Origin of the sequence: Actinospineispora eucalypti (assembly GCF_039543365.1) — a bacterium.
GTDB lineage: Bacteria > Actinomycetota > Actinomycetes > Mycobacteriales > Pseudonocardiaceae > Pseudonocardia > Pseudonocardia eucalypti.
Genome location: NZ_BAABJP010000063.1, coordinates 84,648 through 109,031, shown reverse-complemented (window position 1 = coordinate 109,031; position 24,384 = coordinate 84,648). Strand labels below are relative to the sequence as shown.

Here is a 24,384-nt window from a genome sequence, read left to right as displayed (position 1 = left end):
CCGGACACCACCGACTGGCTGGCCCGGCTGCACGCCGAAGGCCTGCTGATCGAAGACCACTTCCACGAAGCGCGCACCGGGACCGTCGGCCACTGGCTGCCGGCGCACGCCGACATGCTGGTCGAACACCTGAACCCGGCGACCGGCATCCCGCACCCGACCGGCTACCAGACACTGCTGACCGCACTGCTGGCCGCACTAGCCGCCGGCAAGGACGGCTGGCCCGACGCACGGCAGCTGCTGGAAACGATGCGCGGGACGCCCGACAGCCCGCTGTTCGACACGGACACCGCGCCTGCTCGATTCGCCGTGTGGGAGCTGCTGCTGGTCATCGGCCGCCACCTCGGGCGGACGAACCGGCAGCTCACCGCCCTGCTCCCGATCGGCTACACCGCACTGTCCAGCCGGCTGACCTGGCTACAGGCCCACGGGCTGGTGACCCGGACCGAGCGCCGGGGCGGCGTGGAGCAGCGCATCGCGTTGTCCAGGCAAGGGGGCCGGCTGCTCGGGGAGCTGCGGCGGCTGCACGTGGTACCCGACCGCGACTACCAGGCCAGGTTGCGGGGGGTCGCCGAGGCGCTGGGCCGGGCACGCGCGCTCGGCGCGCAACGGGCGGCCCGGGCGCTGCACGACAGCCTGGCCCGGCTGTTCTCCGATCGTGCGGGCGTGCCGCGCACGCTGGCCGAGTTGATGACCGCGATCGTCCTGCGGCCACGCTCCCTGGACGAGTTCGCCGTCCGCTTGCCAGGTGCCGACCCGGTGGCCGAGTGGCTGGAGCTGCTGGCCTGGCTCGGTTTCGTGCGGCTGGAGACGGATGAGGTCATCCCGACGCCGGAGGCGTTCGCGCTGCTGCGGGCGCGGGTTTCGCCGGGCTGGAGCCGTCTGCGGCCCTCCGCCAGCGAGCGGCTGTGGGCGGTCGTCGAGGAGTACGGGCCGCTGGACTCGGGCAAGTCCGCCGCCCCGCTGATCGACGAGGCGAACCGGCTGCGCGACGCCGGGCTGCTGCCCGTCACGCCGCGCGGACCGGCCGAACTGGTGCCCTTGCCCGAACTGGCACGCCGGGCCGAACTGGCGCATCGGGCCGAACTCGCGCGCCAGGCCAAGCCGGTATCACCCGGGCATGTGGTGACCCGGCGCGGGCTGGCCCTGCTGCGAGCGCTGCTCGAGCCGAAGTTCATCGCCGAGCTGACCAACCTGGGCCTGGCCGGTGAGCTGCCCGCGCTGCGCCGGGCGGGTTTGGTGGAGCACGAGCTGGTCGCCGGGCGGTCCGGGAACGAGGTCCGCGCCCGCTACTCGCTGACCGACCTCGGGCGAGATGTCCTGGCGGGCGCCCGGCCGCCCGGCGGCGCGCCGCATTCCGGCGCGGTGATCCGGGGCGAGCGGCCCGGCGAGCTGGCCGCGTTCGAGGAGATCCTGTCCGAGTTGCTGGCGCACGGCCTGGTGCACCGGGGCTTCGTGGAGCTTCCGCTGGTCGGTCCGGTGGTGGCCACCCTCGAACGGGCGGGCCTGGCGGACCTGCCGGAGCGGTTGGTCGGGTTCTTCTGGGCGGAACACGACCTGGTGGTGATCTTCACTCCGCAGCTGGAGCGGCTGTGGGCCACCGGGTTGCTGGAACGGTTGCTGGCGCACGAGGACTTCTTCCACCGGCGGGGCAACGAGCACCGCCGCAACGAACACGGGCTGACCCACGACGCGGACGCCGCCGCGATCCTGGCCCTGCTGTCCCCGCCGCTGATGTTGGCCCGGGCCGTGCGCGGCCACCCCGGTGCCACCGCCGCCGAGCTGTCCGAGATCGCCGGGATCGATCCGGGGGCGGTCAGCACCTGGCTGGACCGGCTGAACCGGGAGGGCCTGCTCATCGAGCTGCTGTGGCAGGGCCGGGGCGCCGAGACCGTCGGCTACTGGCTGCCGACGCACAGTCACCTGCTGATCGAGCACCTGAACCCGATGGCCGGAATTCCGCACTCGATCGTGTACCGGGCGCTGCTCGCGACGCTGCGGCGGGGACTCGCCGAGGGTGAGACCGGCTGGCCCGGCGCCCGGGCGCTGCTGGAGACGCTGCGCCGGACGTATGACAGCCCGCTGTTCGGGCTGGACCGCAAGCCGGCCGAGTTCGCCACCGCGGAGCTGCTGCTCGTGGTCGCGGATCACCCGGGTCAGACCCTGCGCGAGCTCACCACCCGGATACCGGTCAAGTACGACTGGCTGGCGGTATGGATGGCCGAACTGCGCGACCAGGACCTGGTCACCCGGGACCGGCGGTCCGGCCGGAACGCCTACACCTTCACGCTGGCCGAGCAGGGTCAGCGACTGTTCGACGAGCTGCGGGTGCTGCACCTGTTCGAGCGGTGGGAACACCGCGAGCTGCTGCGCCGGGTGTTCCACGCGATGGCCGAGGTGCGCCGGGGCCGGAGCCATCTCCAGCTCAGCCTCGTCGAGCTGCGCGAAGCCTGGGGATACGCCTTCACAGCACCGTCGGCGGAGCCGGAATCCGCAGCGGCGGCCGAGCCGGCCCGGTCGGAGGATGGCGGCACCGACACCGAGCCAGACGCCTACCTGCTGGCCGACCTGTTCACCGACCTGGTGTTGCGACCCAGCTCGGCGGGGGACCTGCTCACCATGGCGCGGCGGGGTGGCCGCCGGGTCGACGCCGACGCCCTGTACATGTGGCTGGGCCTGCTGGAACACGCGGGCTACCTGGAAGCGCGGGGCGACCGGCTGGCGTTCCGGCGCGAGGTGCGGCCGCTGCTGCGCGCCCGGCACAAGGGCGGCGTCACCTCCGCCGAGCGGCTGCCTGCGGCGAACCGGCTGTGGGCGGCGCTCGACGAGCACGGCGCGCTGGACCTGGCGAAACCGGTCCGGCGGGTGCTCGCGGTACTCGGCGAGGTGCGGCCCGGCGGTGCCGCCCCGCCCGGCCGGGACTCCCTGGGCGACCTGCTGGTCACGCTGGCCAAGCACCCCGGCCGCACCCGAGGCGAGCTGGTCGGGCTGGTCGGCACCGACCAGGCAACCCTGGACGGCTGGCTGGCCTGGCTGGACACCGCCGGGCTGATCGTGCGCGCCGGCTCCCCCACGACCTACCGGCTCGCCGGGGACACCGCCCGCTGGCTGTTCAAGTCCGCGACCGTCCGGGCGCAGGGGGTGGAAGCCTGGCGCGCGCTGACCGCACTGAGCAACCTGCTCAACGCCGCGTTCGGCCCGCTCACCGCCCCCGCCGCCGATCGAGCCTCCGTCAAGATCAGCACCCTGCGCGCGGCATCCTCGGCGGAACCGGTGATCGTCGCGCCACCCGCTCCGGTGAAGTCCGGTACCGCACCGGTCACACCGCGCGCCTTGATGAGCGCGCTGAAAGAGCCCAGGTTCCTGGCCGAGCTGTACGTGCGCACCGGGCTGGAGCGGCTTGAGCTGGTCGGCCGGCTGCGGCGGTTGATGCGCCTCGGACTGGTGCAGACCAGCGCGACGAGGTTCGCCGCGACCGGCCGGGTGATACCCCGCTACGTGCTGAGCGCGCTGGGCCGGGCGGTGCTGACCACGCCCGCCGAGGACGAGCTGTGGACCGTCTCGGCGCTCGACGAGGCGCCGGAGCTGGCCCGGTTCACCGACCTGATCTGGACGTTCCTCGAGACGAACCCGAGTGCCTGGGCGGCGGTGCACCGGACGGCGGTGGAGCGGCGGGAGGGCGCGGTCACCGGGCTGAGGCACGCCAACGTGCGGATGCACCTGGCCGGCAGGTCGGTGACGGTGCGCACCGCCCTCCCGGGTGCACCGGACATCGAGCCGATCTTCTGGCCGGAGGCCGACGTGCTCGCCGCGGTTGCCGACCGGGTGCCGTGGGCGCTGCGGCTGCTGCACGCGGCGCCGTCCCGGCTGGGTCGCGGCCCGCCCGAGTTCCTGGTGCTGGAGGGCGTCGACGGCGAACTGGTCGCGGACCTCGATCCCCTGGACGAGCGCACCGGGGCGACCGTGCGGGACGCCGTGGTGCGGACCATGGTGGTGCTCACCGGCTTCCCCACCGAGGCACTGAACGCACCGCCAGCGCGCTGGCGGTTCGGCGCGTGGGACACCGTCGGGTTCGCCGAAGCCTGGCTCGCGCACCTCCGGTCGGTGCTGGACCGGCACCGGCGGAACCCGGCCTATCGACGGCTCTACCGGCGGCTGGGCGTCCCGGAGGACCCGCTCGCGCGGGTGACGGCGGCCGCGCCGGCGCTGCGCGCGCGGCTGCTGGCGCTGCTGCACGGGGACCTGAACCCGGGCAACCTGATCATCGACGCCGCCGGGCGGGTGTGGGTCCTGGACTGGGAGCTTGTCCTGTGGGGCGACGTCCTGCTCGACCTCGCCCGCTACCTGAACCGCACCCCGCTCACGGCTAGCCGGCGCGCCGACTTCCTGCACCGCTGGGCTTCGAAGATGCCGGCCGAGCACATTGCTGGCTGGCAGGCCGACCTGCCGTTCTACGAAGAGGTCGAGCACCTCCAGCTCGCGCTGCTCAACCTGCCCCGGCACGTCGAGGACTTCCGTGCCGCCCAGTTCGGCGGCACGCCGCATACCGCCGAGGCCGTGGTGGACGCGGTCTACGAAGAGATCACCCGCGCCCACCCGCACTGGCCGGACGGCCGCGCACCCATCCGGGACGAGGTCCGCGACGCGCTGCGCGAGTGCGCCGCCGCGCTGGGCGGTGCGTCATGACCGCCGCCCGCGCCCCACCGCCTCGGTGCCCGCTGCCCAGCCCCGCAACCCGCACCGAGGAAGGACCAGACCATTGCTACTCCCGACCATCCATCCCACGTCGTCCGAGCTGCCCATCCGCATCCACCGCATGCTGGCCGAGCAGGGCGTGGACTTCGCCCGGCTGGCCCGGCTCGCCCACCTGCTCCGGGTCACCGGGGAGCAGGTCCGCACCGCCGTTGCCGCCGACCCTCGACTGGGCATCTGCGCCGAACCCGAACCGGTGGTGTACTGCCTGCCCGCCGGCCCGGTGGCCGCCGGGTTCGAGGTGCGGCGGCGCGCCGGCCGGCTGCTGCTGCGGCTGCCCGGGCGCGGGTTGCGTCCCGCATTGCTGCTCAGTGGGTGCTACCTGGACCCGGGCATGCCCTACGAACGCATCGGCACCGTCGGTGCCGGCGCGCTGGCGTACACCGTCGCCCGGCTGACCTCACTGGCCCGTCACTGGCTGCCGCCGGTGCCCGACCCGACCCGGCACCTGTTCGAGCTGACCGCCGAGACCTGGCGGCACGGCGCGCGACAACGGCAGGCCGGGCCGCTGGCCGTATACCGGGCGGACTTCACTGAGCTCATCGCAACCGGCCCCGGCCTGCCCGATGGCGGCACCAACCGGCTGGAACTGGTCACCAACCGCTGCTGGGGCGGGTACCGGCTGGTGCACGTCTATCCGGTGCCGGGTCGGGGGTGTGCGTGATGCCGTGGGCACTGGCGCGTGAGGTGACCTGGCGGCGGGTGCTGCGGCGCGCGGTGCTGCCGGTGGACAGCGCTTTCGGCACGATCGGCACCGCCTCGGTGGTGGCGCCGGGTCTGGCGCTGACCGCGTTGCACGTGGTCGGGCAGGAACCGCTGGACGGGCTGCGGGTGGGGTCGCGGGGCGTGCGTTCGGTGGCCACGTTGCCGCTGCTCGACTACCGCGAGGCGTACGGCCTGGCCACCCGGTCCCGGCTGCGCGCACAGCGCCTGGTCGGCGCGGACCCGGCCACCGACCTGGACACGGTGGACCTGGCGCTGCTGGTGGTGCCAGGTCTGCGTGGCCCCGCGCCTCGGCTCCGGACGACCCGGTTGAAGGCGGGCGAGCCGGTGATCGTGCCCGGCTACCCGTGCGGCCGGTGGAGCGTCACCCAAGGCCCGGTGACCGAGCTGGACGGCGCGGACTTCGCCGCACGGCTGCTGCTCGGCCCCGGCGCCAGTGGCGCGCCGGTGCTGGATCGCGAGGCCCGGCTGGTCGGCGTGGTCACCCTGGACCACGAAGCCGGCACCGTCTGCGTCGGCCAGCGCCTGGTGACCACGTTCCTGCGCAACATTCCGCCGGCGGAGCCGGCGCGCTGGGTCGGGCAGTGAAGCCCACCTCGTCCCGGCTGCGCCGGTGCGTGCCGCCGGTGCGTACCTCGTTCGGCGTGCTCGGCACCGCCGTGGTGGTGGGCCATGGCCTGGCGCTCACCGCGCTCGACGTGGTGGCGCCGGAACCCGCCGAGCTGACCCTGGGGATCGGCCCCGGCCTCCCGGTGCTGGCCGTGGAGACGGAGGCCGCGAGCGAACTCGCGTTGCTGGTGGTGCCCGGCCTGGCCGGTCCGGCGCTGCGCCCTCGTGAGGAGCCGGCCTGGGTCGGTGAGCACCTGCTGCTGCCCGGCTACCCCGGCGGCTACTGGGCTGTCGGCCAAGGTACGGTCGCCAGCGCCGCCCTTGGCCACTTCAGCCTCCGCGGGTCGTTTTCCCCCGGCACGCCCGCGCTGGACGTCGCCGGCTGCCTGGTCGGCATCACCACTTCGGGTACCCGGTGTGCCGGCCCTCCCCGGCTGACCGGGTTCCTCGACCAGCTCCTCGCGGTCGCCCTGTGACCGGCCGGGTTCGGCCAGGATGGAGGGGCGGTGAACGTCGTGGGTACCGAGATCGGCAAACACTCCGACGTGCGCTGCCTGTCGGTGCCGGGCGCGGCGGGGCGTCCTCCTGGCCGGTGGCCAAGGCCTCCGAGGAAGATCACGAGCGGTGGCGTGGCGTGGCGGACCGGTTGTTCGCCGCCATCGGCGCCTTGCAGGCGAAGGAGTCGGCGGCCAGCCTGCACCTGAGGCCGCCGTTTCGCGGCCGGCTCTTCTGGCACCTGCGGTACGCCCGGCGGAACCTGCTGCTGCGCCGGGACTACGACCGGGTGGCCGGCGACCTGCTCGATTACGTCCTGCGCCACCAGCAGGAGGAGCGCGAACGGCGGCGGCTCGAGGCGCTATCCTGGGCCATGCGGCACGAGTTCAGTACCACCGACCCACAGCTGGCGATCGACTACCTCGGCAATGTCTATGGAACGAGCCTGCGGTTCGGCGGCGCCCGGGACGGCCGCTTGTTCAAGCACGCCCGCTCGGACGGGACCTCGTTCGCGGTGGACGACATCCAGCTGCCGGCGAACCTGTCCATCCGGCAGACACCGGCCAAACCGTTGATCATCGGGCAGATCACCGCCGGCCGGATGGAACGCGAATGCGCCGGCCGCTGTGAACGGCTCGTGCCCGGCGACATCTTCGCCCACTCCGACTCACCCACCGTGATGAAGGCGCGAGAGCTGCGGGCGGCGGCGGTGACCATCGACGTGGCGGTGCTGGCCCAGGTCGCGGCCACCTCACCAGCCCGCGCGCCCGGCCCGGTGCGGCTGACCGGCTACCGGCCGATTTCGCCCGTCGCCGCACAGCGGTGGAACCGCGCCGTCGCCTACCTGCGCGCGGAGCTCGCCGACGGCGAGGCGCAACCACTCGTGATGGGTGCGGTCGCTCGATTACTGGCCGCGACAGTGTTGACCACGTTCCCCAACACGGCGCTGGTCGGCCCCACCGCGCAGGACCGGCGCGACGCCACCAGCGCCACCGCGCGAGCCGCGGTTGCCTACATCGAGGAGCACGCGCACCGGGATCTGAGCGTGGCCGACATCAGCGCCGCCGTGAACGTGAGCATCCGTGCGGTGCAGTTCGCTTTCCGTCGCCACCTGGACACCACGCCGATGGCCTACCTGCGCCGGGTCCGCCTGGAACGCGCGCACCGCGACCTGCTCGCCGCCGACCCTCGCGACGGCGTCACGGTAACCATGATCGCCGCGCGTTGGGGCTTCCTCAGCCACAGCCGGTTCGCCGCGCGGTACCGCCGGGCCTACGACGTCACCCCCCGCCACACCTTGCACAGCTAACCCGCGCCCCGCGCTCGAGTTCGCGCGGAGATCGCCTCACGCACAGTTTGGGCACGCCGAGCACAGGTTGCGCCATGTGCGCGGCGTATGGAACCTGTGCGTGACCAGGCCAAACCGCCGACACGGTGCTGGCCCGCGTCAATCTCGACGATCGCGTGACCGTTCTTCTGCCGTTGATCGCCGGCCGTGGCGCCTGGGCACCGCCAGAAACAACGTCATCCCTGCTGCGGGCGCTGTGACCCCGGCGGGTATCCGCGACGAGTAGCCGCGGGAGACCAAAGCTAGGCGGTGACGATGCTGCCCGCCCGCTCCTGGTGGGTGATGGCCTTGAGCAGGTACACGAACATCGCCGACACCCAGACGGTGAACGCGGTCACCGGGATCCACCAGGACATGATGCCGTCCCAGGCCAACGGGCCGCCCTTTAGGAAGTTGATGCCGGCGGCCGGGGCCGAGCCGATGGCGCACCAGAAGTTGATGTACGCGAGCGACCGGGGAAACACCGGCTCCGGCGAGTTGTCCCGCAGGATGGCGACGCCGATCACCGTCAGCTGCGCGACGAGCGGGTAGAACCCGCCGACGAACAACAGCCACGCCTGGTCGGACACCAACTGGATCAGCTCGGGCGCACGCTCGGCCCGGAAGGCCGCGGCTTCCAGGTTGGTGAGCGGGCCGATGATCACGATGATCAGGTAAGCGCCGAGCACCAGCTGCGCATATGCCAGCGGCGAATGTTCGCCCTCCACGCGCTTCAACTGCACCGAGATCACCGCGATGAACGGACCCAGCAGCCCGGTGCCAAGCATCGCCACCAGGCAGCCCAGCCGGATGCCGTTCCGGTTCTCGTTGAAGATCTGTGCCAGCTCGTCCGCGCTGAGGTTCGGCGACGGCGGCGGCACGAAGCGGGCCAGGATGAGGATCCCGATCAGGAACAGCAGGAGGAAGACCGGGGTGGACCACGCGCAGAGCCGCTGCGTACGACTGTTCACTGCCTTTCCCTTCAGTCGGTGACCGGGTTGACGGAACCGTTGGCTTCGATCGACGTCCGATCGGCTTCCAGCTGATGCCAGGCGTCGGCCGCCGGAGCCTGCGTACGCGCGTAGACGAAGACGAGCTGCCGGTTCGCGATCGCCCACCGACCGGACCGGCACTCGAACCGGTCCACGAACCTGGCTCCGACCAGGGTCTCCGGCATGGGGCCGACCGGGCCTTTCGGCGGGATGACGTTGTACAGATACGACTCGACCTGGGCGGCGTCGAGCAATTGATTGGGCACGCATCTGACAACCGCGTGTTGCACGGTCTCGTGAACACAACCGGGCTTGCGGAACCGGTGCACGAGTTCGATGAATCCTCGCAGGTCAACACCGTAAATGCCGTCGAGCTCGACGGCGTCCTGGTGATAGCACTCGCGCAGCCGGCCTACGTCACGTGCATCGATCCCGCTGCTGTAGCGGTCCAGGCAGTCGTTCACCTGCGCCAGTACCCACATCTGCTCTGCGGCATCTGCCCGATTCATTCGTTCGCCTCACACGCTCGCGTAGTGACGTGCCCACACGCTGGTGCACAGCCACCCCTCGCGCGAGTACCGAACACGCCGGCCTGGCCAGCGATGAGCCGGAAAACGAATAACGGCCCCTGGCTCGACGATCTCGTCGGAGCCAGGGGCCGCCCCCTCAAGGTGATTCGGTCACCTCAGCAGGGTGGTTCGGTCACCTCAGCCGGGCGGCAGAGCCCGGAGGTGACATTGCGTGCGCCGTCGTTGCTCCCGTGCTGCCACACGGTGCTCGACGCCGCAGTAGCGCACCTGCTGCTCCCCGCCGGTCGGGCGGGGCAGCGGCCGGCTGCATCCGGCCAGTGCGCAACGGGGCCGCTCGAGGGCCAACGCCGCGCGGTTCGGCAGCAGGTGTGTGACCGACGCCGGTAGGTGATGCAGCCGGCTCATTCCGGCGCACCTCCTCGGCCGGTGTGCACCAGCTCGTCGTGTCCCCGCTTGCCCGAATCGTTCAGCTCGATCTTGGAGTGCTCGAACGGTGCCTCCGAGCTGGGAATCGGATCGGAACTGAGCAGCGCCTTTGCACACACCCTGGTGGCGTCCAGGATGACGATGATGATCAGCGCCGCGAACAGGATGGACAGCACGCCGTCCACGTAGGAATTGGTGATCACCGTGTGCATCTGGTCCAGGTTCTTCGCCGGGCCGAGCACCTTGCCCTGTGCCAGCGCGTCGGAGAACTTGTGCGCCTGGGCGAAGAAACCCAGCTTGGGGTCGCTGGAGAAGATCTTCTGCCAGCTGGCGGTCAGCGTCACTGCCGCGTCCCAGGCCAGCGGGATCCCGGTCACCCAGGCCCACTTGGCCTTGCCGCTCTTGATCAGCAGCGTGGTGCACACCGTCAGCGCAACGGCGGCCAACAGCTGGTTGGCGATGCCGAACAGCGGGAACAGCTGGTTGATGCCGCCCAGCGGGTCGGTAACCCCGACGTAGAGGAAGTAGCCCCACGCGCCGACCACAGCGGCGCTGGTCAGGTACAGCCCCGGCTTCCATGACACATCGCGCAGCGGCTTGTAGACGTTGCCGAGCGTGTCCTGCAGCATGAACCGGCCGACCCGGGTGCCCGCGTCCACCGTGGTGAGGATGAATAGGGCCTCGAACATGATCGCGAAGTGGTACCAGAACGCCTTCAGCCCGGCGCCGCCGAACACGGCGGAGAAGATCTCCGACATGCCCAGCGCGAAGGTCGGCGCGCCACCGGTGCGGGCCACCAGGGTGTGTTCCTGCACCGCCGCGGCCGCCGAGGTGAGCGTCTCCGGGGTGATCGCGAAGCCCAGGTTGTTCACCGCCGCCGAAGCCGTCTGCACCGTGTTCCCCAGCAGACCCGCCGGCGCGTTGATCGCGTAGTACAGACCGGGGTCGATGATGCACGCCGCGATCAGCGCCATGATCGCCACGAACGACTCCATCAGCATGGCGCCGTAGCCGATCATCCGGATCTGGGATTCCTTCTGGATCATCTTCGGAGTGGTGCCGGAGGAGATCAGCGCGTGGAACCCGGACAGCGCCCCACACGCGATCGTGATGAACACGAACGGGAACAACCCGCCCGCGAATACCGGACCGGCACCGGAAGCGGCGAACTTGCTGAACGCGTCGGCCTGCAGCACCGGCGCGGCGAGCAGCACGCTCACCGCGAGCAGCGCGATCGTGCCGATCTTCATGAACGTGGTCAGGTAGTCACGCGGGGCCAGCAGCATCCACACCGGCAGCACCGACGCGGCGAAGCCGTAGACCACCAGCCACCACACCAGCGTGGTCGGCTTCAGGGTGAACGTGGCGGCCAGCCCGGACTGCGCCACCCAACTGCCGGACACGATCGCCAGCAGCAGCAGCGCCACGCCGATCGCGGAAACCTCGAGCACCCGCCCCGGCCGCATCACCCGCAGGTAGAAGCCCATGAACAGCGCGATCGGGATGGTCATCGCAATGGAGAAAGTCCCCCACGGCGACTCGGCCAGCGCGTTCACCACGACCAGCGCCAGCACCGCCAGCAGAATGATCATGATGGCGAATACCGCGATCAGGCCGGCGGCGCCGCCGATCGGGCCGATCTCGTCCCGGGCCATCTGCCCCAGCGAGCGGCCGTTGCGGCGCATGGAGAAGAACAGCACCACCATGTCCTGCACCGCGCCGGCGAAGATGACGCCGACGATGATCCAGATCGTGCCGGGCAGGTAGCCCATCTGGGCCGCGAGCACCGGGCCGACCAGGGGACCGGCACCGGCGATCGCGGCGAAGTGGTGGCCGAACAGAACCCGCCTATCGGTCGGGTGGAAGTCCACCCCGTTGTTCAGCCGCTCGGCCGGGGTGGCCCGGCGGTCGTCGACCTGCAACACCCGGCGCGAGATGAACCTCGCGTAGAACCGGTAACCGATGGCATAGGAGCCGAGGGCGGCGGCCACCAACCAGATGGCGGAGATCCGCTCGCCGCGGGCCAGCGCGATTGCCCCCCACGCGATCGCACCGACTACCGCGACGGCGGCCCACACCAGCACCGACTTGGTGCTGACCTTGCTGCTTCGATGGGTCGGGGTCGTCGGGGCGGTCATCACTCACCACCCCGGTTCCAGCGGTGCAGGGCCAGGCACGCGACGGCCATCAGCGCCGGCGTGAGGAAGGCCCACATGAACTGGTACCAGTAGAAATAGGGGGCGCCGAACAATCCGGGCGACTTGCTGGCATAGAACGGCACCCACAACAGCGCCACGAACGGCGCCAGCAGACAGGCCGCCGCCACCACCTTCGGCAGGGGCCGCGATCGGCCCTGCCACGTCTGATGGGCCACCATCGTCGTCCTCTCTGATCGACGAGCCGGCCGCGAACGCCGGCGTTCTGCAGAGAGTTGCGCCACACCGCCACTCGGTTTACCCGGATACTGAATTTTTTTTCTCGCGCTTCACCGGCGGCCCCGGAATCTGGACAGGAACCCACCCGGCGCGGCGTCGGCCGCGACCACCAGGGCTCCGCGGTTGATCACCAGGACGTGGTCGGCACCGTAGCCGCTCGGGCGGATCGCGTCTACGCCGCGGATCGCGGCCCACACACCCAGGTCCTCCATCGCCCGGGCCAGCGCGGGCTCGCCGTTTGCCCGGGCCGTTGCGATGTCGCGCCCCTGCAGGGTCCCGGCGGTGAGGTCGTCGAGCACCACCGCGTCCGGCCGGAGGAAGGCGCGGATCAGCGCGCCGTCCCGGCCGCGCCCGCCCTTGCCCCTGACGTAGAGGGACTCGGTCATGCCCCCGTCGGTGCTGAAGTTGTGTCCGGTGCCCCGGAAGTCGCGGGCGTATCCGATGAACGGGGCGTCGCCGGTGAGGAAGTCATGGGCGTTGGCGGCGGCGTCCTCCCCCCGGATGCCCCGGTACAGCGGCAGGTAGCCGTGGGCGCGCAGCATCGCCGCGGTCTGTGCGTCCACCGGCGTCGGCAGGCCGTTCATGCTCTGGAAGTACAGCGCCGCGCGCTGGGCCTGGTCCGGGGGCAGCGTGGCGATCTCGCGCAGCCTCGGCGTGTGCCAGGCGTCCAGCGGGGTACGGGGGGACGGCTCGCCGGCGCCGACGTACTCGCCGATGTGCTCGGACAGCCTCGGCCCGGCGGCCATGCCGGAGTCGTGCACGGTGATCGCCACGGTGTTCTCCGGTGCCCGGGTGAGCACGTCGTGGCCGTCGTAGTACTCCGTGCCCCCCGAACGGCGGACGCCGAGGATCACGTGGCCGGTGCCGTCCGGGTTGGCTAGCCAGGCGAACACCCGGGTGCCGACCAGGGTGCCGGCCATCCGCCGGTCCAGGTCACCGGGGCCGGTCAGCTCGGTGTGGGCGTTGTACTTGCCCTCGAAGTAGGGCTGAACCGCGTCGGTCACCTGCTCGGAGGCGAACGGCACCGGGACCTCGTCCGGGTTGACGGCCTCCGGGTGCGCCGACTCGGCGCGGGCGTCCGCCTCGCAGGCGCACCGGCGGTCCGGGCCGAGCGGCAGGTCCCCGCCGTACAGGTCCCCCGCGTCGAGGGCCAGCGCGTCGCCGTCGACGAGTTCGTATCCGCCGTCCTCGACCGGCCACCCGTCGTCGGGGGCCGGCGGGTCGTTGTGCCGCCCGACCCACTCGGCCGCCCAGTCCATCCGGCGGGTGAGCCGATCGCGCAGATGCCCCTCGGGGATGGTCTCCGTGAGCTCGTCGCGCATCCTCAGCGCGTCGGCGAACTGGTCTGCGATCTCGTCGTCGGTGAGGCCGCGGAACACCGGCACGTTGCGCAGCTGGGCGAAGGTGCTCTCCGGGTCGTCGGCGGCGCTGGTGAGGATCTTGTCCATGTCTACCTGGACGGCGATGCCGTCCTCGGTGCGCCGCAGGTTGTCGTCCATGCCGTCCTCGTCGTTCAGCATGAAAGCCAGGCCGAACCGTTTCCGTATCTGCTCGCGCAGCGGGCCGGAGGTGTACTCGCCGGATTCCAGCGGCCGGCTGTTCTCCAGGTACTTGCTGATGTGCACGGTTTGGCCGGCCTCGACGATCGTCTCGCCGGTTTCCGGGTCCACGATCGGTTCGGTGTTGCGGGACAGCCAGGCGTCCACCACGGGGATCCCGGCGACCCGGTAGAACCGCGCGCCGTGCACGGCCCGGACCAGGGCCTCCTCCTCGCCACCGCTGTACACCACGAACCGGTTGCCGGCCTCGTCGAGCACCTCGGAAACCCGGCGGCGGCCCGGACTGAGTTCGGGCCCCCGGCCCTCGTTCTCCGCCAGGTACCGGAGCTTTTCCGCCTCCGGCATGATCGCCCACCAGTCCAGCGACCGCACGTAGGTGAACCGTCCCTGCTCCCGGGTGCCGACCTCGGCGCCGAGATGGTCGGACAGCTTCAGGCCGGGATCGGTTCGCCGGCCCGACCCGGCGACGGTGACCGCCACGGTGCTGTCCGGCGCGGTGTCCAGCACCTGGTCCCCGTCGAGGTACTCCATCCCGGTGGCGGTGCGGCGGGCGAAGATCACGTGGCCGATGCGGTTGCGGGTCCAGACGAAGAACTTGTCGCCGGGCTTGGCGCCGGCCGTCCGCTGGTTCAGACCGGCGGCGTCGGTCAGCTCGGTGTGGCCGTCGAACTCGTTCTCGATGTCCTCCTGGGCCGAATCGGTGTCGCGCTCCCGGGTGCTGGGCGCGGGAATGGTGACCGGCTTGGTCGGGTCGGTCTGCCGGGCCAGCGTCTTGGCCCGGATCACGCAGCTGTTGTCACAGCCGGCGGCCTGCCGGCCGGGTTGCATCGGCTGGAGGTGGACGGTCGGGGCGAGGTGCGAGAACGCGATCGGGGCCGCGTTGAGCACCAGGTCGGCGCCGAGCTCGCTGATCGCCTCGGTCCGCCGTTCGGAGGGCAGTTGGGGCAGCTTGGCCAGCTGCTCGGCGATGGATACCGCGCCGGCGCCGATGGCCGCGCCCTGCAGGATCACCGCAGGCTGTCCCCTGGCGGCCAGGATCTCGGCGTTCCGCGCCGAGACCAGTACCCGGGTCTCGGCCATCGTGCGGCCCACGATCGGGGCGACCGATGGTGCCACCAGCATCTCGCTGAGCGCGCGGCTGGCCAGCCCGCCGGAGAGGGCGCCGAGCACGTTCGCCCCCAGGGAGAGCCAGAGTCCCCGGGCGGTGGAGTTGGTGAACGGGTTGATGCTCTGGTTGTGCATCACACGGGTGACGCCCTGGAGGATGACCCTGGATGCGCCGTAGGCCAACGACCCGCCGATCATGGCCACGCCGAGGGTCGAGCCGGCACCGGTGGCGGTCAGCGCGATGCCGCCGAGCAGCATGGCCGGGGCGACGATCTTGTCGCCGATCCACTCGATGGTCGATGTGTTGTGCGCGTCCACCGTGGTCAGCTTCGAGGGATCGCCGCCGTTGGCCAGCTCGTTGGTGACGATCAACTTGCCGTTGGGATCCAGCTCGTTGTTGTCCAGGTAGTCCTGGAAGTCGTCGTAGGTGCCGCCGGACAGGTCGACGTAGTGGGTCTGACCGTCCTCGGTTCGGACCCGGTAGATGTCGATGAACCCGTCGGTCTCGCCGTCGCACCGGGCGCACCACATCGGCAGCCGGTCGACCGTCCCCTTGTGCTCGGGGTCGATGTCGTCGACCGCCTCCCGCAGGTCCCCGGGGAGCGCGGCCCGCTGGTCCGCCTTGAGCGTGTTCGGGCCGAACGACTGGTTGAGCCACCGGTCGGCCGGGGTGCTCATGATCAGGTTGTCCAGGTCGGACTTGCCCATCGAGTCGAGCATTTCCTTGACCTGTGGATCGCGCCGTGCCTCGTCCCAGCCGGGCACGTGCGCGGTGTACTGCTGCAGGCCGGCGACGTCCGGGCGGTCCGTGGAGGGCAGCATCACGTAGCTCAGCCCGGGGAACCGGTCGTCACCGCGCGCGGTGTCCCGCACCGAGCCGTACCGCAGCCCGGCCAGGTCGTAGAGCTGGGAGGTGACCGCGCTGACCGACTTCTGGTCGTCTGTCTTCGGGTCCTTGGGCAACTTCTTCACCGCGTCGCGCAGCATGTCCAGGTCCTTGACCTGGTTGCGCAGCTGACCGGCCAGCCGGTGGTTGCCGCTGGCGTCCACTATCACCACGTCCAGGTTGCGCAGCGACTGACCGGTCTGGTGCGCCAGGTCCTGCGCGCTGGTCAGGCTGGTGTCCAGCCGGGACTTGTCGATCTTGAGCTCGTCCCCTTCCGCGCGGAGCTCTGCCGCCTCCGCCGCGCTGCCGCCGTGCTGCTTGAACTCGTTGACCGCCGCGTTGTGCTCGGTCATCCGGTCGTTCAGGTCGTCGATGTAGGACTGGATGCCGGCCAGGTCCTGCTCGGCCTCGAGGTTGTCGGTCTGCCGCTTGGTCAGCGCGTTCGCGGCGTCCTCGAGCTGCTTCGGGGTCGGCGCCTTGCCCTTCAGGTCGACGTGCAGCAGTTCCTCGACCACGGCCGGGTCGGACACCGCCTGCTGCTTGGCCTTGTCGGACAGCTGCGGTTGCAGCCAGAGGTGCTTGGCCAGCCGGCTCAACGGATCATCCGCCGCCTCCAGCTGGTGCTGCTTTAGCTGCTTCAGGGCGGGCCCGTACTTGGCCGCCTCGTCCGAGGTGAGGCCGTCGCGGGCGGCGTCCAGCGCCGGCTTGTACTTCTTGTCGAAGTCGGGGGTCAGCGGGTCGCTGGTGATCCGGTCCAGCAGGAACCCCGGGATGTTGTCGTCGGCGGTGACCTGGGCGGCGAAGTCGTCCAGGTACTTCTCCTGGGCGTTGGTGCCGGCGGCCTTGATGTCGTCCGGGTTCGTGAGGCCCCGGCGGCGGGCGTCGCGCTCGCCGAAGTCGGCCATCTCCTTCAGCGGGCCGGCCAGCTCGTTGCGCGCGTTCTGCAGCGCGGTGTCCTGCTCCTGCTTGCTGCGCTGGTACGGCGGGAAGTAGAGGCGGGTGTTGTCGATCACGTCGGTCTTCAGGCCCGGGATCCGCTGCTCGAGCCGGTCCAGCTCCCGCTGGTTGTCGATCGAGGTGTTCACCTCGGCCAGCGCCGGCAGGTTCTTCGGGTCGTTCGGGATGAAGTCGGGCCGGGGGACGTCCTGGTAGCTGTCCGTCGGGACCGGTGGGCCCTTTTTCGGGCAGTCGAGTACCCTGTCGGCGCCCTGGCACGTGCCCTCCTCGGTCGGACCGGGTACCTGCTTCTTGTCCACGTTCCCGGCCACCGCGTCGTAGAAGTCGACCGCGCCGCTCCGGCCGGCCAGGTCAGACTGCGCCTTGGTCATGCCGTGCCGCAGCGCGTTCTGGTAGGCGATGTCGCGGGCCCGGTCCGCGCCTTTCTGTACGTTCGCGTTGGCTGCGGCGACCTTCGCGTCCGCCTCCTTCCTGTTGCCAGGGAGGGCCTGGAGCTGGCCGACGTCGGTGGCCGCGTTGGGCGCGTCCACCGTCATCACCTGCTTGTAGTCCCGCGCGTGCTTGATCGCCGCGTTCAGGTCCTTGAGCGACTGGTTCTTGTTGGGGTTCTCGATCACGTAGCCGCGGACCAAATCGCCCTTGGGATCCAGGTTCTTGGTGACCTCGTCCATGAAGTCGGCCGCACCGCCTTGCGCGGCCCGCTCGCCCTGCTTCTTGTTCTGCCCGAGCGCGGCCGCCTTGTCCTTGGCGATCTGCTTGGCCTCGGCCTCGGTCTCGGTGAGCTCCTTCTGCGCGCGGTCCCGCATCTTGGCCCACACGTCGCGGTTCTCGTTCTTGGCCGCGTCGTCCACCAGCAGCAGGTCGCGGGCGACCTTGGCCACTTTCTTCCGGTTCGCCGCCTCGCGGGCCCGGATATCGGCTGGAACGCTGGCCTTGTCCTTCGCCGCCCGCAGCGCCACCTGCTTCGCCCGCATCGCCTCGATTTCGGCCCCGGACGGCGCGGTCTTGGTGAAGTGGTTGCCGCCGCGGTGGTCGCAGGTGGCGTACTGGCCGGTGCACTCGCCGCTGCCCCGGCTGCCCGCGACCGCGATCGCGTTCACCCCGCAGCCGGTGCCGTTCTTCGCGCCGCCCCGGCACTCCGCCTGGCCGACAGCGTCGAAGTAGCCGCCCGGAGTGTCGTAGGTGGCCTTCACGTCCAGGTGGTCGGTGGTCTTCGCGCGGGCGTGGTAGGCGCAGTTGGGCGAGCCGATACAGCCGGCGCCGGCGGTGGCCTGGTGCGGCACGGCGAACGCCTGAGCGGTCACCGTGATGGCCTCGCCGCCCTTCCTCGTGCTGGAGCCGTCCGCGTCCGCGTCGGCGGTGGAGTTCTTGGCCCGCGAGCTGGCCGTGGCGAAGGTGTCGCCGCACTTCGAACCGGGCGACGCGGCACAGGCCGCCGACGACTGCGCGCCCGCTTCCCTGCTCACCGCGACCGTGCTCTGCCCGGCGCACCGACCGTCCTTGCCACCGATGCATTCGCCGTGCGAGACCGACCAGCTGCGCGAACCCGGGATGTCGATCTCGGCGTGGCCGTCGGTGCGGATGCGGCAGCCGGTGCCGACGCAGGTCGCGCCGGCCTGCGCGGTGTCCTTGCCGGTGACGCCGGTGGTCTCGCCCTGGCAGGGCTGGCCGGCCGCGCAGGTGGCGGACGAGCCGGCGGTGACCTTGCCGGTCGCGGTGACCTTGGTCCGGCTCGAGGCGTCCGGGCAGCCGCCCTCCGGGCAGATCACCGAGGCGCTGGTCTGGCCCTCGGCCGTGGGTTGCTTGCCGGCCACCAGGGCGGTGCTCGCGGCGGCGGTGACCATGCAGCCGTGCTCGCCCGCAGTGCACTTCGCGTCGGAGGTGGAGGCGCCGGGCAGTCCTGAGGTGGTGCCGGTGGCCGAGGCGACACAGCCGGGGCCGGCGCACTGCGTCACGGTGGCCGACTCGGACCAGGCGTCCGGGGCGTTGGTGACGGGCTTCTTCGCGACCCGCGTGGCGGCGTCCGCGGCCTTCCGTGACTCGGCGGCGGTCTTCGCGGCCTGCTCGGCGGCCTTGCGCTGCGCGGCGGTCGCGGTGGTCTGCTTCGCCTTCTCGGCGGCCTGCTGGGCCTGGGTGGCGATTTCCCCGTTCTGTTCGGTGAAGACGTCGGCCACGACCTGACCGGATGCGGCGGTCGAGGTGGCGGTGGCCTGGCAAGCTGAGCTGTTCGGGCCGGTGGTGTCGCAGCCGCCGGTGGTTGCGCCGGTGGCCGCCGCGCCCGGTGGGCCGCGGGTGCCTTCGCCGCCCTGCCGGTTGTCCCCGGTGAGGCCGGTGGCCGAGCTGACCGGGCGGCCCTTGCATCCGGTGTTCGCGGCGCAGTTCAGCTGCGCCCAGGCGGAGGCCCAGCTGGAAGCGCCGGGCACGGTCGGGCCGCCGGTGCTGGCGGTGGAGCCGGGGGCGGTGGCCGGCTGGTTGGGCTGCTGGCCACCCTGGCCGGCCGGGGCCTGCTTCGGCTGGTCCGTGGCGTTCCGAGGGGCCGCGCCGACCGGCTCGTTGGTGACGGTGGCGTTGCTGGTGGGCTGGTCGGTCACCATCGGCTTGATCGAGTTGGCGTCCGGGCCGGACGAGGCGGCGCCGTTCACCACGGCGGTGCAGGTGCCGCCGGTGGCGCCGGTGCAGGAGCCCTCGGCCCGGTTGCCGCGCGGCGCGGCGGAGACGCCGGAGTTGGTGGCCAGCACGGTCAGCGTGACCTTGCCGCCGCAGTCGGTCTGGCAGGTGAGCTTGCCGCCGGTGGTCGAGGCGGCCGAAGGCCCAGTGCCGAGGCGCGCCGCGTTGGCGCCGTCGCCGGAGTAGGCCAGCGTGGCGCCGGGGCCGGTGAAGGCGGTGGACAGGGTCTGCACCTGGCAGGTGGCGGCACCCTTCACACAGCCGACCGAACCCTCGGAGGTGCGAGGCTTGCCGCCGTCCACCGCGCCGTCCCAGGAGGCGGAGGTGGTGTGCGCGGTGCCCTCGCAGTCGGTGGAGCGGCAGTCCAGGCTCGCCGACCCCCGGGAGGTGGCGGACGGCCCGGTGGTGGGTCCGACCGGCTTACCGGTCTTCGGGTCAGTCTGCAGGTAGTCGGCCATGGTGGACGCGTCCGAGCTGGCCTGGCCGAGGCAGCCGCCGTGCGTCACGGTGCAGTCGCCGGTGGTGGACGCGCCGCGCCGGTGCGCCGAGACGGCGGTGTCCAGCGCACTGGTCTCGGCGTAGGAGTTGCCGCCGCACTTCGTGTCGCCGTCGTTGGTGCAGCGGATCTGCGAGTCGGCGTGGCTCACGCTGACCGGGCCGTTCTCGCGGTACCCCACCTCGGTCGAGCCGACCGAACCGCAGTCCGCGCCCGGGCCGTGCGCCGCGCACCGGGTGACGTCGGCGCTGTCCCGGCCACCGGTGACGTCACCGGTCGCGGCGCCCGACGTGGCACCCCGCGAGGAGCCCGTGCAGTCGGCCGAGGTGCAGTGCAGCACGGTGTCCAGCGCGCTGTTCGCGGTCGGGTCGTCACCGGCCGTCGTCTCGGAGGAGGCGTCGATGGCGCACTCGCCGTCGGTGGCGTTCGCGGTGCACCGGTTGGTGGCCGAGGTGGCGCGGGTGGCCTTGGTCCCGCCGGCGGTGACGGTCGCCTTGGTGCCGGTGTTGGCGGCACCGCCACAGCCCTTGCTCTGCTTGCAGGTGAGGTCGCTGGCGGCGAGGGCGCCCTGGTCGCCGCCGGCGGAGGCGGCGCAGTCACCGCCGTTGATCTTGCACTCGGCGCCGCCGGTGTTCGCCTGGACGTCGGTGGTGGTCTTCGCCGGGCTGGCCGGGCGGGCCGGGACGCCACCGGCGGCGGCCACCGCGGGCTGTGCCGGGGTCGTCCTGGTGTGCTCGGTCCTGCCGTTGACGGTGGTCTTGGCGTTGCCCCGGCAGCCGGTCGCGCCGTCCGCGCAGTTGGCCTTGGCCTCGGCGGCCGGGCTCGGGGTCGGCACATCCGGCCGAACGGCGAACCAATCGTAGCGGCCGATGGCCTCGTCCACCGCGACCCGGACCATGGTGGACGTGTCGCAGCCGACCGTGCTCACCCGGCAGTGCGCGACGCTGGACGCGGCACCGTTCTGCTTTTCCTCGGTGTTGTCGCCTGCGCGGCTGCCGGTGGAGGTGGTGTCGCAGACGCCGTGGCGGGACTGGCAGTCCGAGCCGGCCTCGGTCGCCCCGGCGAACCCGTGGAGGGCACAGTCACCGGAGCAGGTGCCGCTGGCCCGGGAGATGCCGGGTGACCTGCCGCTGGGCATCTTCGCGTTCTGCGAGCAGGCGGCCCTCGCCTGGCAGAACGTGTCCGCGCCGGTCGAGTCGGCCGAGCTGTCGGTGTTGCACTCGCCGATGCCGCAGGTGGTCTGGGCGGTGATCGCGCCGGCCTTGGCGACGGTGGCGCAGCCGTCGGTGGGGTTGCAGGCTGCGTGGACGGTGCGGTCGCCGGCGGTGACGGTGGTGTCGCAGCCGGAGATGCCGACGAGGCAGAGGCTCTGGTCGCGTTTGACCTGGCCGGTGGTGGGGTCGGTCGCGGCGGCGGAGCATTGGGCGAAGGCTCCGGTGTTGGCGCAGGCGGCGCCGGCGCCGTCGTGGCCGGGGTTGGCTCGGAGGGACCGGTCGTAGCCGGCCGCGGCGCGGAGTTCGGCGGTTTGTGCATAGACGGTGTCGCGCTGGTCGTTGTAGGCGGCGGACTGCTTGTCATACGCGGCTTGGGTGATCTTGCCTTGGCCGAGCTGGGTCTTCGCGGCGGCGAGCTTGGCCTTCGCGGTGGTGAGGCCCTGCTGGCCGGTGACCACATCGTCGAGGAGCTGCGAGCTGTAGGGGTCGAGCTGGGCGGCGAACCGGTCGGCGGTGGTCTGCAACGCCTTCTGGGCAGCGACCCGCTTGTCGTAGTCGGCCTGGGTGATCTTCTTCTGGCCGAGCTGGGTCTTCGCGGCGGCCAACGACTTCTGGCCGTTGATCACGGCGAGCCGGTCGTTGAGGGCCTGGGCGGTGGTCTGCTCGGTGTCCCACCAGTTCAGTTGGTCGGGGTCGTTCAGCAGTTGTGGTGGGCCGCGGTTGGACAGCGAGTTGGGTTGGCGGGTCTGCAGGTTGTCGTTGGCCAGGGCGCATTCGACGTCGCCTTCGCAGTTGGTGCCAGCGAACTGGCCGCCGTTGTTGAGTGCCCAGCTGTTGTCCTGCCCGTCCTGGCTGCCGTTCTGGCCGGCTTGTCCGGCATCGCTGCCTTGGCCGTAGCGGCCGGAAGCGGCGAGTGCGGCGAGCACGTCTTGGGCGGCGGCGGTCAGCAGCTGCCGGGCTTGGTCACCGGCCCGCTGCCCGGCGACCTGACCGACCAGGCCGGACACGACGTCGGTGACCCCACCCAGGATCTGCGCGAAGTCAGCCAACGTCGCGGGCCGAGTCCCTGACCCGCTGCCGCCGGAGCCCCCGTTGTTGCCGGAGCCGTTGTTGCCGCCGGCGGAGGCACCCAGGGTCTTGAGCAGATCGGTGACGAAGTCGTTGGTCAACTCGGTGATCTGCTCGGCCAACCCACCCCGCCCCGAACCCTGCTGCTGGCTCAGGGAGCTGGACTGGCCCCGGCCCTGACCACCGCCGAGACCGAGCTGATCAAACAGGTCGGACAGGAACCCGCTGATCGAGTCACCGATCGACCCGTGCCGATCCTGACCGCCGCGGGTCTTCCCGACCGAGTTGTGCCCGGCCTGCACCGGCCGCCGACCCCGCAGGTTGTCGGTCAGTTGCTCGCGCAGTTCGTCGAGAGCCTGCTCGGTCCGTCGTCCGGCCTGCCCGCCGGCGATCTTCGATACCACCCCGGACGCGCCATCCACGAACCGCGACAACACCTCGTCCAAACCATCCAGCTCGTCGGCCGAACCAGCCCGCCGCACGTTCCGGCCGTTCCGGTTGGTCTGGGCGGTGTGGTTGGCGCCGCCCCCATTACCGGTGCCCCCCGAACCGCTGCCCAGTAGTTGTTCGAACATTCCGTTGAGGGCCTGCCCGGTCTGCTGCCCGGCATCATCGCCGGCGACCTGGGACACCAGGCCCGAGGCGGTGTCGGTGAAGTTCCCCAACGCCTCGTCCACGCTCATCGGCTGCTGGGCCTGCTGTTGTTGGCCGGCGGCCTTGGCCTCGGCCATGAACGCGTCGTAATACAGGCCCTCCCAGTAGTCCATGTCATCGGAGAACGGACCCGGGTCCCTCGACCCACCCTGGTTGCCGCCCGCTCCGAGCAGTTGCAGCAACTCGGAGACGAAGCTGTTGGTCAGCTGCCCGATGGCCTGGCTGAGGTTCTGCTGCTGGGAGGTCTGCTGCCCCTGCTGGTCCTGGGCGCCACCACCCTGGGGGAGGCTGCCGATCAGGTTCTGGACGAACCCGAGGATCCCGGTGATGAAGTTGTCGATGGTGCTGCCGGTCCGGGAGCTGTGGTGGCTCGACCAGGAGGCCGGGTCGTTCTCGGAGGGACTGTCGTGCGGGAAACGAGGGCGCTGTGCGGTTGGGGGGCCGCGGCGGCCGCCGACACCGGGGTGGTGACCGATCAAGCTCGGGTCCTGCTCGGTGCAGCCCAGCGCGAGGCACACGATCGGCTGCTCGTCGCTCTCGGGTGCGAGACCGGACCCGGTGTGCGAGATGTGCTGGGGGGTGCGCTCGGGCATGGCGAGTTGGAGATCGCTCGAGCCGGTGCCGGCGCCGCCGTGGTGGTTGTTGAGTGTGTTGCTGACCGCGAGGGCTTGGGACACCTGGCCGGTCAGTTCGGTCAGTGCGGCGTGGGTGTGTGCCCCGGCCTGGGTGCCGGCGACTCGGCCGATGATTCCGGAGACGAGGTCGACCATGCCGCCCATCATCTGGTCGACCTGCTCGGCCGCCGGCGCCTTCACCGTGCCGTTCGAACCAGCTTGCTGCTGCCGCGTCCACAAGTCGGTGCTTTCGTACGTCGGCGGCTCGGATTTCGCCGCGCTCGGAGCCGGTGCGGTGGCGCTACCGGGTGCGGCGGTCGAACCGGCGCCGGCGATGCCCTGCGCGAGGCGTTCCAAGAGGGCGGCGAAGGACTTGGTCACCGAAGCGGCGGGGACGCTCTCCCCGGCCGAGGCGGTCACGGTGCGCTGGACTCGCGCGGCGTTGTGGACCGCCGTGCTGGTGGCCCGCCCCGGCTTGGCGGCCGAGCTGCCGGGGGCGCTCGAACGCGCGTGATCGACGATCTTGCCGAGTAGGTTGGCGGCCGAATCCAACACTGGTGCGACGAACGAGCGGGCCGACCGGGAGTGGTCACCGTCCGTGGCCGGATGCGGCGTGGCCACCGCCTGCTGGCGGCCGTGCGTGGCCACATGGCCACTCATCAATGGCCACTCGGGCATGTCCACCGGTTGATACCGGGCGCGCAATTCGGCCATTGACCGTGCCGGTGTGGCCATCGTGGCCACGCGGCCATCCAGCTGGTGCACCGGAGCCGGCTTGTGGACGCCGCCGCTGAATGAGATGGACCAGTCGGAATCGTCGGCCACCGCGTCGGAATCCTGCTCGTAGGCGGTCAATTCCACCGCGCCATTCGG

The 24,384-nt window shown here is 71.4% G+C and carries 10 protein-coding genes; 5 read left to right on the top strand and 5 right to left on the bottom strand.

What is annotated here, in order from left to right; translation table 11 throughout:
- The 5 genes from ABEB12_RS39555 to ABEB12_RS39535 all read left to right on the top strand — a co-directional run.
- A partial coding sequence (locus tag ABEB12_RS39555) for a phosphotransferase (protein WP_345703542.1) occupies nt 1–4,686 on the top strand: 4,686 nt, incomplete at its 5' end.
- A 73-nt stretch (nt 4,687–4,759) separates the two neighbouring features.
- On the top strand, nt 4,760–5,416 hold the full coding sequence (locus ABEB12_RS39550) for a hypothetical protein (protein ID WP_185063168.1): 657 nt from the start codon (nt 4,760–4,762) through the stop codon (nt 5,414–5,416).
- Nucleotides 5,416–6,063 carry a trypsin-like peptidase domain-containing protein gene (locus ABEB12_RS39545; protein ID WP_185063169.1) on the top strand — a complete coding sequence of 216 codons (648 nt, stop codon included), beginning with the start codon at nt 5,416–5,418 and terminating at the stop codon, nt 6,061–6,063. Before ABEB12_RS39550 ends, ABEB12_RS39545 begins: the two co-directional genes overlap by 1 nt.
- Nucleotides 6,060–6,560: a trypsin-like peptidase domain-containing protein gene (locus tag ABEB12_RS39540; RefSeq protein ID WP_345703541.1), complete on the top strand. Its 501-nt coding sequence runs from the start codon at nt 6,060–6,062 to the stop codon at nt 6,558–6,560. Before ABEB12_RS39545 ends, ABEB12_RS39540 begins: the two co-directional genes overlap by 4 nt.
- 158 nt (nt 6,561–6,718) lie before the next feature.
- Nucleotides 6,719–7,888 (top strand): helix-turn-helix transcriptional regulator, encoded by a 1,170-nt coding sequence (locus tag ABEB12_RS39535; RefSeq protein ID WP_345703540.1) that lies wholly within the window; start codon nt 6,719–6,721, stop codon nt 7,886–7,888.
- Between the two features lie 281 nt (nt 7,889–8,169).
- Here ABEB12_RS39535 and ABEB12_RS39530 read toward each other — a convergent pair whose 3' ends face one another.
- From ABEB12_RS39530 to ABEB12_RS39510, 5 genes are all read right to left on the bottom strand, one after another.
- Entirely contained in the window at nt 8,170–8,877 is a 708-nt protein-coding gene (locus tag ABEB12_RS39530) for a hypothetical protein (protein ID WP_185063170.1), read from the bottom strand.
- An 11-nt stretch (nt 8,878–8,888) separates the two neighbouring features.
- Nucleotides 8,889–9,407 carry a nuclear transport factor 2 family protein gene (locus tag ABEB12_RS39525; protein WP_185063171.1) on the bottom strand — a complete coding sequence of 173 codons (519 nt, stop codon included), beginning with the start codon at nt 9,405–9,407 and terminating at the stop codon, nt 8,889–8,891.
- A 422-nt stretch (nt 9,408–9,829) separates the two neighbouring features.
- Complete coding sequence (locus ABEB12_RS39520) at nt 9,830–11,992, bottom strand: carbon starvation CstA family protein (protein ID WP_185063172.1); 2,163 nt, start codon at nt 11,990–11,992, stop codon at nt 9,830–9,832.
- Nucleotides 11,992–12,231, bottom strand: a complete 240-nt coding sequence (locus ABEB12_RS39515) for a DUF3311 domain-containing protein (RefSeq protein WP_185063173.1) — start codon at nt 12,229–12,231, stop codon at nt 11,992–11,994. Before ABEB12_RS39515 ends, ABEB12_RS39520 begins: the two co-directional genes overlap by 1 nt.
- A gap of 108 nt (nt 12,232–12,339) precedes the next feature.
- Entirely contained in the window at nt 12,340–24,372 is a 12,033-nt protein-coding gene (locus ABEB12_RS39510) for a DUF4781 domain-containing protein (protein WP_345703539.1), read from the bottom strand.
- Between the last annotated feature and the right edge of the window lie 12 nt (nt 24,373–24,384).

What these genes read in the sequence shown, in the direction of transcription:
- ABEB12_RS39545 (WP_185063169.1), top strand. Translation starts at nt 5,416, where the DNA reads ATGCCGTGGGCACTGGCGCGTGAGGTGACCTGGCGGCGGGTGCTGCGG.
- ABEB12_RS39525 (WP_185063171.1), bottom strand. Translation starts at nt 9,407, where the DNA reads ATGAATCGGGCAGATGCCGCAGAGCAGATGTGGGTACTGGCGCAGGTG.
- ABEB12_RS39515 (WP_185063173.1), bottom strand. Translation starts at nt 12,231, where the DNA reads ATGGTGGCCCATCAGACGTGGCAGGGCCGATCGCGGCCCCTGCCGAAG.
- ABEB12_RS39520 (WP_185063172.1), bottom strand. Translation starts at nt 11,992, where the DNA reads ATGACCGCCCCGACGACCCCGACCCATCGAAGCAGCAAGGTCAGCACC.